Annotated in this window: 14 protein-coding genes and 2 tRNA genes; 6 read left to right on the top strand and 10 right to left on the bottom strand. The window is 64.7% G+C overall.

The features are described 5' to 3' along the window. The first annotated feature begins 15 nt into the window (after positions 1-15). A complete protein-coding gene (locus ACNSN7_RS08390; RefSeq protein ID WP_418281829.1) occupies positions 16-1,389 on the top strand; it encodes a phosphoglucomutase/phosphomannomutase family protein in 1,374 nt (457 codons plus the stop codon). 410 nt (positions 1,390-1,799) lie between these two features. On the opposite strand, the gene ACNSN7_RS08385 is transcribed toward ACNSN7_RS08390, so the two are convergent. From ACNSN7_RS08385 to ACNSN7_RS08360, 6 genes are all read right to left on the bottom strand, one after another. Further along, positions 1,800-2,411: a DUF7500 family protein gene (locus tag ACNSN7_RS08385; RefSeq protein ID WP_418281828.1), complete on the bottom strand. Its 612-nt coding sequence runs from the start codon at positions 2,409-2,411 to the stop codon at positions 1,800-1,802. A gap of 82 nt (positions 2,412-2,493) precedes the next feature. Then, a complete protein-coding gene (locus ACNSN7_RS08380; protein WP_418281827.1) occupies positions 2,494-3,156 on the bottom strand; it encodes a flagellin in 663 nt (220 codons plus the stop codon). Between the two features lie 2 nt (positions 3,157-3,158). Beyond that, on the bottom strand, positions 3,159-3,731 hold the full coding sequence (locus tag ACNSN7_RS08375) for a flagellin (RefSeq protein WP_418281826.1): 573 nt from the start codon (positions 3,729-3,731) through the stop codon (positions 3,159-3,161). Positions 3,732-3,905: 174 nt separating this feature from the next. After that, positions 3,906-4,580, bottom strand: a complete 675-nt coding sequence (locus ACNSN7_RS08370) for a flagellin (protein WP_418281825.1) — start codon at positions 4,578-4,580, stop codon at positions 3,906-3,908. Positions 4,581-4,582: 2 nt separating this feature from the next. Next, the gene (locus ACNSN7_RS08365) at positions 4,583-5,170 is read right to left on the bottom strand and encodes a flagellin (RefSeq protein WP_418281824.1); all 588 of its coding nucleotides are present in this window, start codon (positions 5,168-5,170) and stop codon (positions 4,583-4,585) included. 182 nt (positions 5,171-5,352) lie between these two features. Then, entirely contained in the window at positions 5,353-5,688 is a 336-nt protein-coding gene (locus ACNSN7_RS08360) for a hypothetical protein (RefSeq protein ID WP_418281823.1), read from the bottom strand. A 191-nt stretch (positions 5,689-5,879) separates the two neighbouring features. On the opposite strand from ACNSN7_RS08360, the gene ACNSN7_RS08355 reads away from it, so the two are divergent. After that, positions 5,880-6,218: a helix-turn-helix domain-containing protein gene (locus ACNSN7_RS08355; RefSeq protein ID WP_418281822.1), complete on the top strand. Its 339-nt coding sequence runs from the start codon at positions 5,880-5,882 to the stop codon at positions 6,216-6,218. Between the two features lie 12 nt (positions 6,219-6,230). Here ACNSN7_RS08355 and ACNSN7_RS08350 read toward each other — a convergent pair whose 3' ends face one another. After that, positions 6,231-6,959 (bottom strand): RAD55 family ATPase, encoded by a 729-nt coding sequence (locus ACNSN7_RS08350; RefSeq protein ID WP_418281821.1) that lies wholly within the window; start codon positions 6,957-6,959, stop codon positions 6,231-6,233. Positions 6,960-7,101: 142 nt separating this feature from the next. Here ACNSN7_RS08350 and ACNSN7_RS08345 point away from each other — a divergent pair, with 142 nt between their 5' ends. Next, on the top strand, positions 7,102-7,665 hold the full coding sequence (locus ACNSN7_RS08345; RefSeq protein ID WP_418281820.1) for a HalX domain-containing protein: 564 nt from the start codon (positions 7,102-7,104) through the stop codon (positions 7,663-7,665). An 18-nt stretch (positions 7,666-7,683) separates the two neighbouring features. Here ACNSN7_RS08345 and recJ read toward each other — a convergent pair whose 3' ends face one another. The 3 genes from recJ to ACNSN7_RS08330 form a co-directional block, all read right to left on the bottom strand. Continuing rightward, the gene (gene recJ, locus ACNSN7_RS08340) at positions 7,684-9,129 is read right to left on the bottom strand and encodes a RecJ family nuclease (protein ID WP_418281819.1); all 1,446 of its coding nucleotides are present in this window, start codon (positions 9,127-9,129) and stop codon (positions 7,684-7,686) included. A gap of 153 nt (positions 9,130-9,282) precedes the next feature. After that, positions 9,283-9,355, bottom strand: a tRNA-Asp gene (locus tag ACNSN7_RS08335). Between the two features lie 32 nt (positions 9,356-9,387). Continuing rightward, positions 9,388-9,460 (bottom strand) — tRNA-Asp (locus ACNSN7_RS08330). Between the two features lie 235 nt (positions 9,461-9,695). Here ACNSN7_RS08330 and ACNSN7_RS08325 point away from each other — a divergent pair. Genes ACNSN7_RS08325 through rpoB form a run of 3 tightly spaced genes read left to right on the top strand, consistent with a single transcriptional unit; the run spans position 9,696 to position 13,319 of the window. Beyond that, the gene (locus ACNSN7_RS08325; protein ID WP_418281818.1) at positions 9,696-9,926 is read left to right on the top strand and encodes a DNA-directed RNA polymerase subunit H; all 231 of its coding nucleotides are present in this window, start codon (positions 9,696-9,698) and stop codon (positions 9,924-9,926) included. Next, positions 9,923-11,488 carry a DNA-directed RNA polymerase subunit B'' gene (locus ACNSN7_RS08320; protein ID WP_418281817.1) on the top strand — a complete coding sequence of 522 codons (1,566 nt, stop codon included), beginning with the start codon at positions 9,923-9,925 and terminating at the stop codon, positions 11,486-11,488. The genes ACNSN7_RS08325 and ACNSN7_RS08320 overlap by 4 nt, the downstream gene beginning before the upstream one ends. A gap of 1 nt (position 11,489) precedes the next feature. Next, positions 11,490-13,319 (top strand): DNA-directed RNA polymerase subunit B, encoded by a 1,830-nt coding sequence (rpoB, locus tag ACNSN7_RS08315; RefSeq protein WP_418281816.1) that lies wholly within the window; start codon positions 11,490-11,492, stop codon positions 13,317-13,319. Positions 13,320-13,323 lie beyond the last annotated feature (4 nt).

Here is a 13,323-nt window from a genome sequence, read left to right as displayed (position 1 = left end):
ATTGACATGGCACGTATGGACGCAATCTCTTTCGGCACGGACGGCTGGCGTGCGACGCTCGACACGTTCACCGACGACCGACTCCGGATCGTCGGACAGGCGGTCGCGGACCACCTCCAAGCTGCCGGCCACGACGCGCCGGTCGCGGTCGGCTACGACGCCCGCGAGACGAGCGAGGGGTTCGCAGAGAGCCTCGCAGCGGTGCTCGCCGGCAACGGCTTCGATGTCCTCCTTCCCGAACGCGACGTCCCCACGCCCCTCGTCGCGTACGCGATCGTCGACAACGACCTCGCGGGCGCGTGTATGGTGACTGCCTCCCACAACCCGCCGGAGTACAACGGTGTGAAGTTCATTCCCAGCGACGGCGCACCCGCTCTCCCGGACGTCACCGAGGACATCGTCGAACGGCTCGCCGAGCCGGATCTCCTCCCCGAGGACGAGCACGGCGAGATTAGCCGCCACGATTTCGTGACTCCGCACGCCGAGGCGGCCCGTGAACTCGTCGACGACGACCTCGACGGGCTCACCGTCGCGTACGATGCGATGCACGGGAGCGGCAGGGGAATCACGGACGCGCTCCTCGAATCCGCTGGTGCGGAGGTGCAGCGACTGCGCTGTGATCGCGACCCCACCTTCGGTGGCGAGCCGCCGGAGCCGAACGCGGAGCACCTCGACGAGCTCGCCGACGTGGTCGTCAACGGCGATGTGGACCTGGGGATCGCCAACGACGGCGACTCCGACCGTATCGCCGTCTGCACGCCCGAGCGCGGCGTCCTCGACGCCAATCTGTTTTACGCCGCCTGCTACGACCGACTGCTGGCCGACGACTCCGGGCCGGCGGTCCGGACCGTGTCGACGACGTTCCTCGTCGACCGCATCGCGGAGGCACACGGCGAGGACGTGATCGAGACTCCCGTCGGCTTCAAGTGGGTCGCCGAGGCGATGAAAGAGCACGACGCGCTGTTCGGCGGCGAGGAGTCGGGCGGTTTCTCGATCCGCGGGCACGTCCGCGAGAAGGACGGCGTCCTGATGGCGCTGTTAGCCGGGGCCGCCGAGAGCGACGAGCCGTTCGACGATCGAGTCGACCGGCTGATCGACGAGCACGGTCGGATCGCGGCGGGCAAGATATCGATCGGCTGTCCCGACGACCGCAAGGCCGGTGTCCTCGGCGAGTTAGAGGACCACATCCCCGAATCGGTCGTCGGTCACGAGGTGGCGAAGGTGGTGACGCTCGACGGGTTCAAACTCCTCTTAGAGAACGGCTCGTGGCTGCTCGTCCGGCCGTCCGGAACCGAACCCGTGTTACGGGTGTACGCCGAGGCGGACTCCGAGGACGCTGTCAACGAGCTGCTCGCGGAGGGGGAAGAGATCGTCGCGCCGCTGGTGTAGGTCCGGACGCGATCCCGAGAGATCGCTACCGGCGTTCGATTAGGGCTAACAGGCGGTGCGTGTGGCCGTCGTCTCGGTGCCGGTATCGCTCCGTTTTGCGACCGTTGACGACGGCGACGATCCGCGCGGGACCGCACCACACACCCGCGTTCCCCCGCACGGTGGGTCATCGGAACACGGGTCGTCTGGCCGCGCCACCATATATAAACGTTCGCGGGGCGGGTCGCTCGATCCGATAGTTGCGGGCGTCCGCGGGCGACGCGCATCGAGCGGCGCGAGTTCTCTCGGCAGGGCTTTGGAGGTGGTCGCAGTCGATCCGCCAAGGTCCACTCATCGGTCGACCACAAAGATCGAAGCCGATTCCCGACACATCACCGGACTCACCGACTCCCCACGAATCCGTTTGAATCTCACTCGATCCGGAAACCGCCCTCCTCTTCAGCGGCGCGGACCAGGTCACCGATGGAGTCGGTCGCGGAGAGCCCGTGGCTCGCGGCGAACCGCTTGATCGCGACGGGCGGGAGGTCGACGGGCGTGTCGGCGGCCATGAGAAGGAGACCGAGCGCCTCCGACGGCGGAGCGTCGGTACCGGCGTTGCTCGCGAACCACGAGACCAATGTGTCGAAGGTTGCGGTGACGTCGTTCGACACCATTCGGTGCCGGGCCGTGTCGCCCTCGGCGTGGAGGGTGGCGTCGAAGCCGTACGCGAAGCCGTCGTCGTCGAACGACCCCGCGAGCCAGCGGCTCACCGCCTGGCGATCGACGTCGGGACTGCCCGCGCCGTCGCCGCTCGCGTCGCCCGTGGCGGTGGGCTCGCGTTCGGCGGCGCGCTGCGGCTCCGCCGGGGTTTCGAACCCGGAGTCGTCCGCCGGCTCCGAGTCGGGCTCCGATCCCGAGGGTCGGACGTTCGGCCGGCCGTCGGTACCGACGACGTAGCGGCCCTCGTCGATCTCCGCGACGCGCTCGTCGTCGGTGAAGTCGAGGTCGTCGGGATCGGCCGGCGATACCTCCTTGTCACTCATGGGGACATCGTGTTCGCGCGAGAAAATAGGTGTTCCGGGCGGGGATCCACCGGAACGTCGGAACCGAGGCGTGTGTGGCTCGTTAGAGCCTGACCGCTTCGTCGTCAGTGCTGTACAGATCGGGCGAGCGGAGTTCGACCTGCGTCGTCGCCGAGGACGGCGAGACGATGTCGAGCGTCGCCTCCTGGCTCTCGCCGAAGGCCTCGCCTGCGCCCGTCCCGAAGGGGTTCGTCTCGGGGTTGATCACGATAGTGAAGCTGTCGTCGTCGTTGAGGACCGCCTCGCTGTCGCCGACGAACGCGCCGGAGCTGTTCTGGACGGCGAAGGCTCCCTGCTGGACGTCACGGGCGTCCGGATCGGACAGCGTCGACAGCTCGTCACCGCTCGAGTTCGTCGCGTTGAACACGAGGTTCTCCTGTCCTTCCGGTCCGACGGCCTGGATGGTCGTGTCGCTCAAGTCGATCTGGTCTGCACCGGGCGCGCCGGCGACGCCGACACGGATCTCTTTGAGCGTTCCCTCGTCGGAGCTGTTCACGATGCCGACGGTGCTCGTCACGTCGATCCGCTCGGAGACGAGATCGGTGCTCTCCTGACCGGTCGCCTCCGCCTGCGACTGCAGGAACCCAGCCGTGTTGATCAGCACGCCGGCGGCGATCGCCGCCACCAGCACCATCGCGATGAACACGATGAGCGTGCCGATACCCACCTGACCGCGGTCCTCGTCGTTGTTGATGAACTCGAACATCGTTACAGCCTCACCGAGCTCTGGTCCTCGGTCAGCGTGGTCGGGACGCGGATCTCCGTCGTCGTCGACGCGCCGGACGCCGTCGTGAACGTCACGGCGAGCCGGTCACCGGCCTGAAGCACGTCGTACTCGATGTCGCTGTCGAGAACGATGTTCAGCTCCGCACGGTCGCTGGTGTCTATCAGCACGGAGTCGCTCGACCCGGAGAACATGTCGATCGTCGCGTTCCCCTCGTCGCCGACGCTGAACGTCTCCTGCCCGCCGTCGCCGATGAGTTCCACGGTCGTGTCGTTCAGGTTGATGTTCCCCGCGCCCGGAGCCTTCGCGAGCACGATGTCGAGCTCGTCGACCGCCTGACTATCGGTGACGTTACCGGCCTGACTCACGACCTGAAGACGGTCGCTGACCTGACTCGTACTCTCTTCGCCCGTTGCCTCCGCTTGCGTCTGGAGGAAGCCAGCCGTGTTGATCAGCACGCCGGCGGCGATCGCCGCCACCAACACCATCGCGATGAACACGATGAGCGTGCCGATACCCACCTGACCCCTGTCGTCGTCTGTTGCGAATTCGAACATGTGTGCGTGCGCCCGTCGTCCGTTCGCGGGCTCTATCGGAGGGAGTGGAAGGGTAGTAATAAGGGAACGGCTCAAATTATTCGATATGATACGACTGAGATCGGGAGACTGTGTCGCCACTGGGATACATTGAATAAATGAAAGAACGCGGTCAGGGATCGGCTCGTGCCGACGTTACAGTCGGACCGCTTCGCCGTCACTCTGGTAGAGGTCTGGCGAGCGCAGGTCGACGGCCGTCGTCGCCGAGGACGGCGAGACGATCTCGAGCGACGAGCTCTCGCTCTCGCCGAACGCGTCACCGGCCTCGCCGAACGGCGACGTCTCGGGGTTCAACACGATGGTGAACTGATCCTCGTCGTTCAACACCGCGTCATCGGCCGAGACGAACACTCCGGTGGAGTTCTGAACCGCGAACCCGTTCTCGGGGATCAGGCTCGCGTCCTCACCACCGACGAGGTCCTCGTCCTCGCCGCCGGCTTCGGTTTCGTTGGCGGTGAACACGAGGTTCTCTTGTCCGTTCGGTCCGACCGCCTGGATGGTCGTTTCACTCAAGTCGATCTGGTCGGCACCGGGCGCGCCGGTGACGCCGAGGCGGATCTCGCTCAGGTTACCGTCGTCTGCACCGCCGGGATCGGCAACGATGCCGACGGTGCTCGTCACGTCGATCCGCTCGGAGACGAGATCGGTACTCTCCTGACCGGTCGCCTCCGCCTGCGACTGCAGGAACCCTGCCGTGTTGATCAGCACGCCGGCGGCGATCGCCGCCACCAGCACCATCGCGATGAACACGATGAGCGTTCCGATACCCACCTGACCGCGGTCCTCGTCGTTGTTGATGAACTCGAACATTGTTACAGCCTCACCGAATCCTGGTCCTCGGTCAGCGTGGTCGGGACGCGGATCTCCGTCGTCGTCGTCGCCCCGGCCGCCGTCGTGAACGTGATCGTCGCGTCGTCACCGGCGTTCAGGACGTCGTACTCGACGGAGTCGCCTTCGGTGGTGCCGAGCTCGATCCGGATCTCGGCGCGATCGCTGTTATCGACTAAGACGACGTCGTCTTCGCCGCCGGTGAACATGTCGATGGTGGCGTTGTCCTCGTCACCGATGGTGAACGATTCCTGTCCGTTGTCGCCGATTATCTCCACGCTCACCTCCTCGAGATCGATGTTGCTCGCGCCGGGTGCCTGTGCAACGACGATGTCGAGATCAGTGACGTTCTGGTCGGTCACGTTGCCGGACTGGCTCACCACCTGCAGGCGGTCGCTGACCTGGCTCGTACTCTCTTCGCCCGTTGCCTCTGCCTGTGTCTGGAGGAAGCCGGCAGTGTTGATCAGAACGCCGGCGGCGATCGCCGCCACCAACACCATCGCGATGAACACGATGAGCGTTCCGATACCCACCTGACCGCGCTCTTCCTCGTCGAATACTCGTTCGAACATGTGTCGTTGATCTGCCTCGGCCCGCGGTCTCTCCGGCGGGCGTTGTAACTCCCAAGCAAGAGTCAACTATTAAAGACTTGGAGCAAAGAATCAGTACTGATAAACAGCTGCAGTCATGCGTTTTTCGTGTTTATTACATAAAATATAAATTGAATAGATTGTCCCGGATCGTTCTTTGGTTATCATTCCTGAAACTCAGTGAGATCCGCGTCCGAGATCACGAACTCCCGCGTTCCGGGCTCGTAGACGGCGAGACTCCCCGCGACGAGCACGGTCGACGCCGCGTACAGACCGGTGTTCACCAACAGCAGCGCCTCCGGATTCGCGAACTCCGTCCGAAACGCCGCAAGAGGGGTTACCACCGCGGCGATGACGAGCAGTCCGAACCCGACCCCGAGCCACGCCATCGACGTCCGGCCTGACTCGCGGTACGCGGAGGCCGCGAACCCGAACAGCGTCAGCCCGGCACCCGCCAGCACGGTCGTTGTCACGAGATACAACGCCTCGATCAGCTCCATACGACCCCTCTCCGTAGGGCACGCATAAAGATCCGGTATCGAGTATCAACAGCGATAAGAGCCGAATATTGGACGGTTTTTATCTACCTCAATTATCACGTAATATGTAACAGAGAGCCGTTTTCGACCGCCTACACTCTGGAAGCTCACCGATATACTTTTAGGAGTAACAATCAAACTCGATAACGAGAATGGTGGGAGAGAACTTGATCACGGTGTTAGGAAACAAGTACAACACGGATATCTTAAGCGCGACGGGCGACGCGAAGTCCGCACAGGACCTCAGCGACGAGCTCGACGTCCCCATCGCGACGTGTTACCGCCGGATCAACGAGTTGGAGGAGGCCGATCTCCTCGAGCTCCACGATCGCCCGCTCTCCGACGAGCATCGACGAGTGAAGGTGTATCGCCGCAAGGTCGACGGGATCGAGGTCGACTTCCGCGAGGATCTCACCATCGAAGTCGAGGAGCGGTCCGCAGTGAAAAACCGGCTCGACGACGTGTGGCGGAACCTCTCGTCCAGCCAGTAGTCCGTTCCGTGGTCAAAACGACGGCTCGCCCGCACGACCCATCATCGAGAACCCGCCGGCACGCTCGTGGACCGTGATCCCGCCCTCCCCGATCTCCATCGGGAAGATGTCGGTGTCGATCTCCTGTTTCCGCATCTTCGCCACCCAGACGTACCGGTTGACGCCGGAGTCCGTGGGCGTCTGGATGAAGTAGATGTTGCCGTCGGTGAGGAAGTTCTCCAACCCCACCTCCGTGTCCGGAAACACCGCGCCCTGCTCGTTGATGAGCAGCGAGGTGAGCCCGTTCGCCTTGAGGATGTCCGAGAACTTCAACAGGTACGTCCGCTTCTCCTGTTCGTCCTCGAAGAAGAGCTGGAACATCGACAGCGAATCGAGCACGAGCCGGTCGAAATCGCCGTTCTCGACCGTTTCGAGGAGCCGATCGACCGCCGTCGAGAAGTCGGCCTCCCGGAGCATCTCCCGTTTGTCCAGGATCGCGATCTTCCCCTCATCGACGAACTGATCGAAGTCGTCGAATCCGATCGACGCCGCGGCCTCGCGGATGTCCGCCTCGTCCTCCTCGAAGGAGACGTACACTCCTCGTTCGTCGTACTCGGTGACCCCTGTGTACAGGTACTGGATCCCGAAGATGCTCTTTCCGGTTCCCGGATTCCCCGAGACGAGCACCGTCGACTGCGCCGTGATACCGCCGGAGAGGATCGAGTCGAGACCGTCGACCCCCGTAGAGACGAGCGCTGACATTCGTTCGAAGTATGACGGCGACAGTATATAAAAGACCAGTCGTGCGATCGGGGCGCGACGGCGACAGCTTTATTCGTCAACACGTCGGTTTCATCCGTATGTGCGGTCAAGCGGCTCCCCGTCGAACGAACGGTGATCGGCGGTGAGCGAGCCGACCGTACTCGTGGTCGAGGACGAACCCGACATCGCGGCGCTGTACGCGGGCTTCCTCGAGGAGCAGTACGACGTCACCGTGGCCGAGACGGCCGCGGAGGCGATCGACCGCATCGACGAGACGATCGACGTCATTCTCCTCGATCGTCGGCTCCCGGACGGGAGCGGCGACGACGTGCTCGAGCACACCCGTGAACGCGGGTACGACTGTCGGATCGCGATGGTGACCGCGGTCGAGCCCGAGTTCGACATCATCGACATGGGGTTCGATCTGTACCTGACGAAGCCTGTCAGCCGATCGAACCTCCTGGCCGCACTCGAAACCCTTCTCACGCGGACCGAATACGACGAGCTCCTCCAACAGGCCGCCGCGCTCGCAAGCAAGCGAGCTGTCCTCGAGGCGGAGAAACCGACCGTCCAACTGAAGAAAAACGAGTCGTACGACGATCTGTTGGCGCGGCTCGACGACCTGGACGCGGACATCGACGACCTCGGCGAGTCGTTCTCGACGGACGACTACCGCGCGATGTTCCGAGACATCGGCGACGCGTAGCTCGACGTCCGCACCGAGTCAGGGCAGCTGCTCGCCGATCAGCTCGTCGGCCGCCGCGAGGAACGCGTCCCGCGCGTCGGCCGGAATCGTCGCGCCGGCCGCGACGTCGTGTCCCCCGCCGTCGCCGCCGACCGACCGGCTCGCTTCACCCATCACGACCGACAAGTCGAGTCCCTGACGGACGAGTCGGTGCGAGCCCCGCGAGGACACTTTCAGCTCCGTGGCGCTCTCCTCGGCGAACGCGATCACCGGTTTCGAGCGGTCGACCGCGGGCGATCCCACGGCCATTCCGGCGACGATGCCGACGATCGTCTCGCGGATCCGCGACCCCGCGTCGAACCACTGGAGGTTGTCCTCGTGGGTGACGCCCTCGGTTTTGACCCACTGGAGCCCTTCCGAGAGGTTCCGACGGTGGTTCCGGAGGAGGCTCCGCGCCTCCGTGAGCGCCTCGTCGCGGTCGCCGAGACACACCGCGAGCCCAACGTCCGCACGCTCGTAACGGGCGGTGGCGTTCAGCAGGGTGGAGAACTCGCTGACGTCCCGGAGCTCGGTGCCGGGCTCCTCGGCGACGAGCGTGTAGGACGTCCCGACGAGCGCCTCGATCCGGGCGGCCGGGACGCCGGAGGCGACCGCGCGCTGTATCAGCGCGGAGACGAGCGTCCGTCGTTCGTCGGCGTCGAGATCGACCCAGCGACGCCACTCGCCCCCGGACTTCAACTCGAGCTCCAGCTCCGACAGGAACGAGATCGCGCCCGCCTCGTCGTTGGAGATACCGGGGATCCGTACGTCGGACGCGTACTCGAGCAGTTTCGGAAGCGGACGGGTCTGTCGACCGTACAGGTCGAGATCCGTTCGCGTTTCGAGCACCTCGACGGCGACCCCGTCCGCGACGATCGCCTCGTTCGCGCCGACGAGTCCGTCGCCGGAGTCCTGCATGTCGCCGACCGCACCGATGACCGCGAGACCGGCCAGGTCGCGGTTGTCGCCGTCGGATCCGGCGGATCCGTCGCCGCCTGAGCCCTCCAGTGCGCGTGCGAGGACGTAGCTCGCTCCCGCACCGGACAGCTCGTTCGCCCCGTTTATCCCCTCCAGGAGGGGGTTGAGGTGGAACGTCGTGTCGGCGTCGGCCGGCTGGTGGTGGTCCGCGATGACGGGAGTGAACTCGCCGGCGGCCTCGTAGTCGGCGATGACGTCCAGCTGTCCGGAGCCGAAGTCGGTGAAAAGCACCGTGTCGTACTCGCGGGCGGCGATCCCCGCGATCGACTCCGCGTCGAGCTGTTTCTCGAAGACGACCTCGTGATCGATCCCCGCCCGCGCGAGCGCCGTCGAGGCGACCGCGGCGCTGGTGAGCCCGTCGGCGTCGATGTGTGAGACCAACAGCACGCTGTCGGCATCGCGGAGTCGATCGGCGCAGGCGCGAGCGCGGTCGGCGAGTTCGGGGACCGGTGGATCGGCGACGACCATCACCCGAACGTGGCGCGCCTTCGTGGATAAACCCACGCTTCGGGACGGCGATCGGAGCGGTGGCGGGTCGGCTGAACGACGTGTGATCCCTCGGAGTGAACCGTTCGGGCGGGACGCACACGACACTCGCCAGTCGTCGTCGGAGAACGGAAACGCCCGGAGCGGGATTTGAACCCGCGTCACGACCGTGACAGGGTCGTATGATGGGCCACTACACCATCCGGGCAGACACGCAGTCTCGGCCCCGAAATCGGGGGACGCCCGGAGCGGGATTTGAACCCGCGTCACGACCGTGACAGGGTCGTATGATGGGCCACTACACCATCCGGGCAGACTGCAACCCATCGTACCCCTGTCTGGCAGATAAGGCTTGTCATCGTGGACGAGGATGGGTGGCGTTCACAGTCCCGATAGCCTTTTGAATCACGATATCGTGTGTTTCGGTGACGCACGCCCCGCCGTCTCCGACAGCCGTGCACGGCGGACGCGCTTGGTAAGCCTTATTTGAGTGGCGTATCTAACTTACTGTAGTATCTCGTGATAGCTTCTTTCAATCACCACCACCCATGGTAGACGTAAGCCAACACGAACTCGTCCCGGACCACGTCCTGCTCGACGATCCCGAGGAGGTCGAGGAGGTTCTGGCGGAGTACAACGTGACGAAAACGAACCTGCCGAAGATCAAACGTACGGACCCCGCCGTCCCCGACGAGGCCGAAGTCGGCGACGTCGTGAAGATCGTACGAAACTCCCGAACGACCGATCAAGCGGTCGTGTTCCGACTCGTCGTCTCATGAACAGGCAAGACCGACGCGTGGTTTCACGCGAGTACTTCTCGGATGACCGGCTCGCCGAACATCACTTCCGCTCGTTCAACAACTTCCTGGATCGCGGCATGCAGGAAGTCGTCGACGAAAAGGAGACGATCGACACCGACATCGGCGATAAGGAGGGTCAAGAACCCGTCTACGTCGAGCTCGGAGACGTGCGGATGGTCACCCCGCGCGTCCGCGAGGCCGACGGCTCCGAGGAGCTGCTGTATCCCCAGGAGGCCCGCCTGCGAAACATCACCTACTCCGCGCCCGTGTTCATGGAGATGTCCATCGTGCGCGGCGGCGAGGACGAGCCCGAACAGGTCGTCGACACCACGGAGACGAAGGTCGGCCGGATGCCGATCATGGTCGGCTCGAACAAGTGTAACATGGCCGGCTTCTCCGACGAGGAGCTGATCGACATCGGCGAGGACCCGGTCGACCCCGGCGGCTACTTCATCGTCAACGGCTCCGAGCGCGTGCTGATGACGAGCGAGGACCTCGCGCCGAACAAGATCCTCGCGGAGTACGACTCGAAATACGGCGACGAGATCCAGGTCGCGAAGACGTTCTCCCAGCGCCGCGGGTACCGTGCGCTCGTGCTGTGTGAGCGCAACCGCGAGGGACTGCTCGAAGTGTCGTTCCCCTCCGTGTCCGGGTCGATCGACTTCGTGACGCTGGTCCGCGCGCTTGGGCTCGAATCCGACGAGGAGATCGTCCACCGCGTGAGCGACGATCCCGAGATCGTGAAGTTCATGCTGGAGAACTTAGAGGAGGCGTCGGTGCAGACCACCGAGGAGGCGATCGAGACCCTCGGGGAGCGCGTCGCCTCCGGTCAGGGGAAGAACTACCAGCTGAAGCGGGCGAACTACGTCATCGACCGGTACCTCCTTCCGCACCTCCACGAGGAGGGCGTCGACGAGGAGGACGTCCGCATCAACAAGGCGTACTACCTCTGCCGGATGGCCGAGGCGTGCTTCGAACTCGCCTTGAATCGCCGCGAGTCGGACGACAAGGACCACTACGCCAACAAGCGCCTGAAGGTGTCCGGCGACCTCATGCGTGACCTGTTCCGGACCGCCCTGAACAAGCTGGCACGCGACGTGAAGTATCAGCTCGAGCGCGCGAACATGCGTAACCGACAGCTCACCGTCAACACGGTCGTTCGCTCCGACGTGTTGACCGAGCGGCTCGAACACCCGATCGCGACGGGCAACTGGGTCGGCGGGCGTTCCGGCGTCTCCCAGCTGGTCGATCGCACGGACTACATGGGCGTTCTCAGTCACCTTCGTCGCCTGCGCTCGCCGCTGTCGCGCTCGCAGCCGCATTTCGAGGCGCGGGACCTCCACGCGACCCAGTGGGGTCGCATCTGCCCCTCCGAGACCCCGGAGGGACCGAACTGTGGACTCGTGAAGAACTTCGCACAGGCGATGGAGCTGTCACAGAACATCGAGGACGAACAGGGGCTGAAACGAGAACTGGCGTCGATGGGTGTCGAGGGGATCCCCGGCATCGAGGGCGTCGAACGACAGACGGCGGACGACTAACATGGCTCAGGCAGAACGCGAAGCAAAAGTGTACGTCAACGGGAGCCTCGTCGGGACCCATCCGGACCCGAACGGGCTCGCTGAACAGATCCGGGAAGCGCGCCGTCGTGGCGACGTCTCCGAGATGGTGAACGTCTCGGTGAAAGAACGGACCCAGGAAGTGATCGTCAACGCGGACGCGGGACGCGCCCGCCGACCGCTCATCGTCGTCGAGAACGGCGAACCCCTCCTCGGCGACGAGGAGATCGCGGCGGTCGAGCGCGGCGACGTCGATTTCGAGGACCTCGTCGAGCGCGGCTACGTCGAGTTCATCGACGCGGAAGAGGAGGAGGACATCTACGTCGCGGTCGACGAGAGCGACGTCGGAGACGATCACACGCACCTCGAGATCGATCCGCAGCTCGTGTTCGGTATCGGTGCGGGGATGATCCCGTATCCCGAGCACAACGCCAGCCCCCGCATTACGATGGGCGCGGGGATGATGAAACAGTCGCTCGGCCTCCCGTCCGCGAACTACCGGATCCGGCCCGACACGCGCCAGCACCTCCTGCACTATCCGCAGTTGGCGATGGTGAAGACTCAGACGTCCGACCAGATAAACTTCGACAAGCGGCCGGCCGCACAGAACTTCGTGGTCGCCGTGATGTCCTACGAGGGGTTCAACATCGAGGACGCCCTCGTGATGAACCAGGGGTCGGTCGACCGCGCACTGATGCGCTCGCACTTCTTCCGGACCTACGAGGGCGAGGAACGTCGCTACCCTGGCGGTCAGGAGGACCGCTTCGAGATGCCCTCTCAGGACGTTCGAGGCGCACGCGGTGAGGACGCGTACACCCACCTCGACGAGGACGGGCTCGTGAACCCGGAGACGAAGGTCGACGAGTCCTCCGTCCTGCTCGGCAAGACGAGCCCGCCGCGCTTCCTCGAGGAGCCCGACGACATGGGCGGACTCTCCCCGCAGAAGCGACGCGAGACCTCGGTGACGATGCGCTCGGGCGAGTCGGGCGTCGTCGACACCGTCACGCTGATGGAGGGCGAGGACGGCTCGAAGCTCTCGAAGGTGAAGGTCCGCGACCAGCGCGTCCCCGAGCTGGGCGACAAGTTCGCGTCCCGACACGGACAGAAAGGCGTCGTCGGCCACCTCGCACCGCAGGAGGACATGCCGTTCACTGAGGAAGGGGTCGTCCCCGACTTGGTGTTGAACCCCCACGCACTACCATCCCGGATGACGGTGGGCCACGTCCTGGAGATGCTGGGCGGGAAGGTCGGCTCGCTGCGCGGCTCCCGCGTCGACGGCACGCCGTTCCAGGGTGAAGACGAGGAGGAGCTTCGCGGCGGCTTGGAGGACCACGGGTTCAAGTCCTCCGGCAAGGAAGTCATGTACTCCGGCGTCACCGGCGAGCGGATCGACGCGGAGATCTTCGTCGGGACGATCTTCTATCACAAGCTGTACCACATGGTGTCGAACAAGCTCCACGCCCGGTCGCGCGGACCGGTGCAGGTGCTCACGCGCCAGCCCACCGAGGGGCGCGCCCGCGAGGGCGGGCTGCGTGTCGGGGAGATGGAACGCGACACGATCATCGGCCACGGCGCGTCGATGGTGCTCAACGAGCGGCTGCTGGAGTCGTCCGACGCCGAGACGGTCCACGTCTCCGCGAAGACGGGACTCGTCGCCGTCGAGGACCGCGAGCAGCGCCGTGTGTACGACCCCGTCACGGGCGACGAGGACGACATCCACGAACTCGAGGTGAGCTACGCGTTCAAGCTCCTTCTCGACGAGATGATCGCCTTGGGCATCCGACCGAAGCTCGAACTGGAGGACGCGATTTAAATGT

Source organism: Halorubrum rarum, from assembly GCF_048380895.1.
Lineage (GTDB): Archaea > Halobacteriota > Halobacteria > Halobacteriales > Haloferacaceae > Halorubrum.
This window is presented reverse-complemented; position numbering and strand designations above follow the sequence as displayed.

Coding starts and splice junctions, on each gene's coding strand:
- ACNSN7_RS08390 (WP_418281829.1), top strand. CDS start 16: ATGGACGCAATCTCTTTCGGCACGGACGGCTGGCGTGCGACGCTCGAC.
- ACNSN7_RS08370 (WP_418281825.1), bottom strand. CDS start 4,580: ATGTTCGAGTTCATCAACAACGACGAGGACCGCGGTCAGGTGGGTATC.
- rpoB (WP_418281816.1), top strand. CDS start 11,490: ATGGCTCAGGCAGAACGCGAAGCAAAAGTGTACGTCAACGGGAGCCTC.
- ACNSN7_RS08355 (WP_418281822.1), top strand. CDS start 5,880: ATGGTGGGAGAGAACTTGATCACGGTGTTAGGAAACAAGTACAACACG.
- ACNSN7_RS08375 (WP_418281826.1), bottom strand. CDS start 3,731: ATGTTCGAATTCGCAACAGACGACGACAGGGGTCAGGTGGGTATCGGC.
- ACNSN7_RS08325 (WP_418281818.1), top strand. CDS start 9,696: ATGGTAGACGTAAGCCAACACGAACTCGTCCCGGACCACGTCCTGCTC.
- ACNSN7_RS08385 (WP_418281828.1), bottom strand. CDS start 2,411: ATGAGTGACAAGGAGGTATCGCCGGCCGATCCCGACGACCTCGACTTC.
- ACNSN7_RS08380 (WP_418281827.1), bottom strand. CDS start 3,156: ATGTTCGAGTTCATCAACAACGACGAGGACCGCGGTCAGGTGGGTATC.
- ACNSN7_RS08350 (WP_418281821.1), bottom strand. CDS start 6,959: ATGTCAGCGCTCGTCTCTACGGGGGTCGACGGTCTCGACTCGATCCTC.
- ACNSN7_RS08365 (WP_418281824.1), bottom strand. CDS start 5,170: ATGTTCGAACGAGTATTCGACGAGGAAGAGCGCGGTCAGGTGGGTATC.
- recJ (WP_418281819.1), bottom strand. CDS start 9,129: ATGGTCGTCGCCGATCCACCGGTCCCCGAACTCGCCGACCGCGCTCGC.
- ACNSN7_RS08360 (WP_418281823.1), bottom strand. CDS start 5,688: ATGGAGCTGATCGAGGCGTTGTATCTCGTGACAACGACCGTGCTGGCG.
- ACNSN7_RS08320 (WP_418281817.1), top strand. CDS start 9,923: ATGAACAGGCAAGACCGACGCGTGGTTTCACGCGAGTACTTCTCGGAT.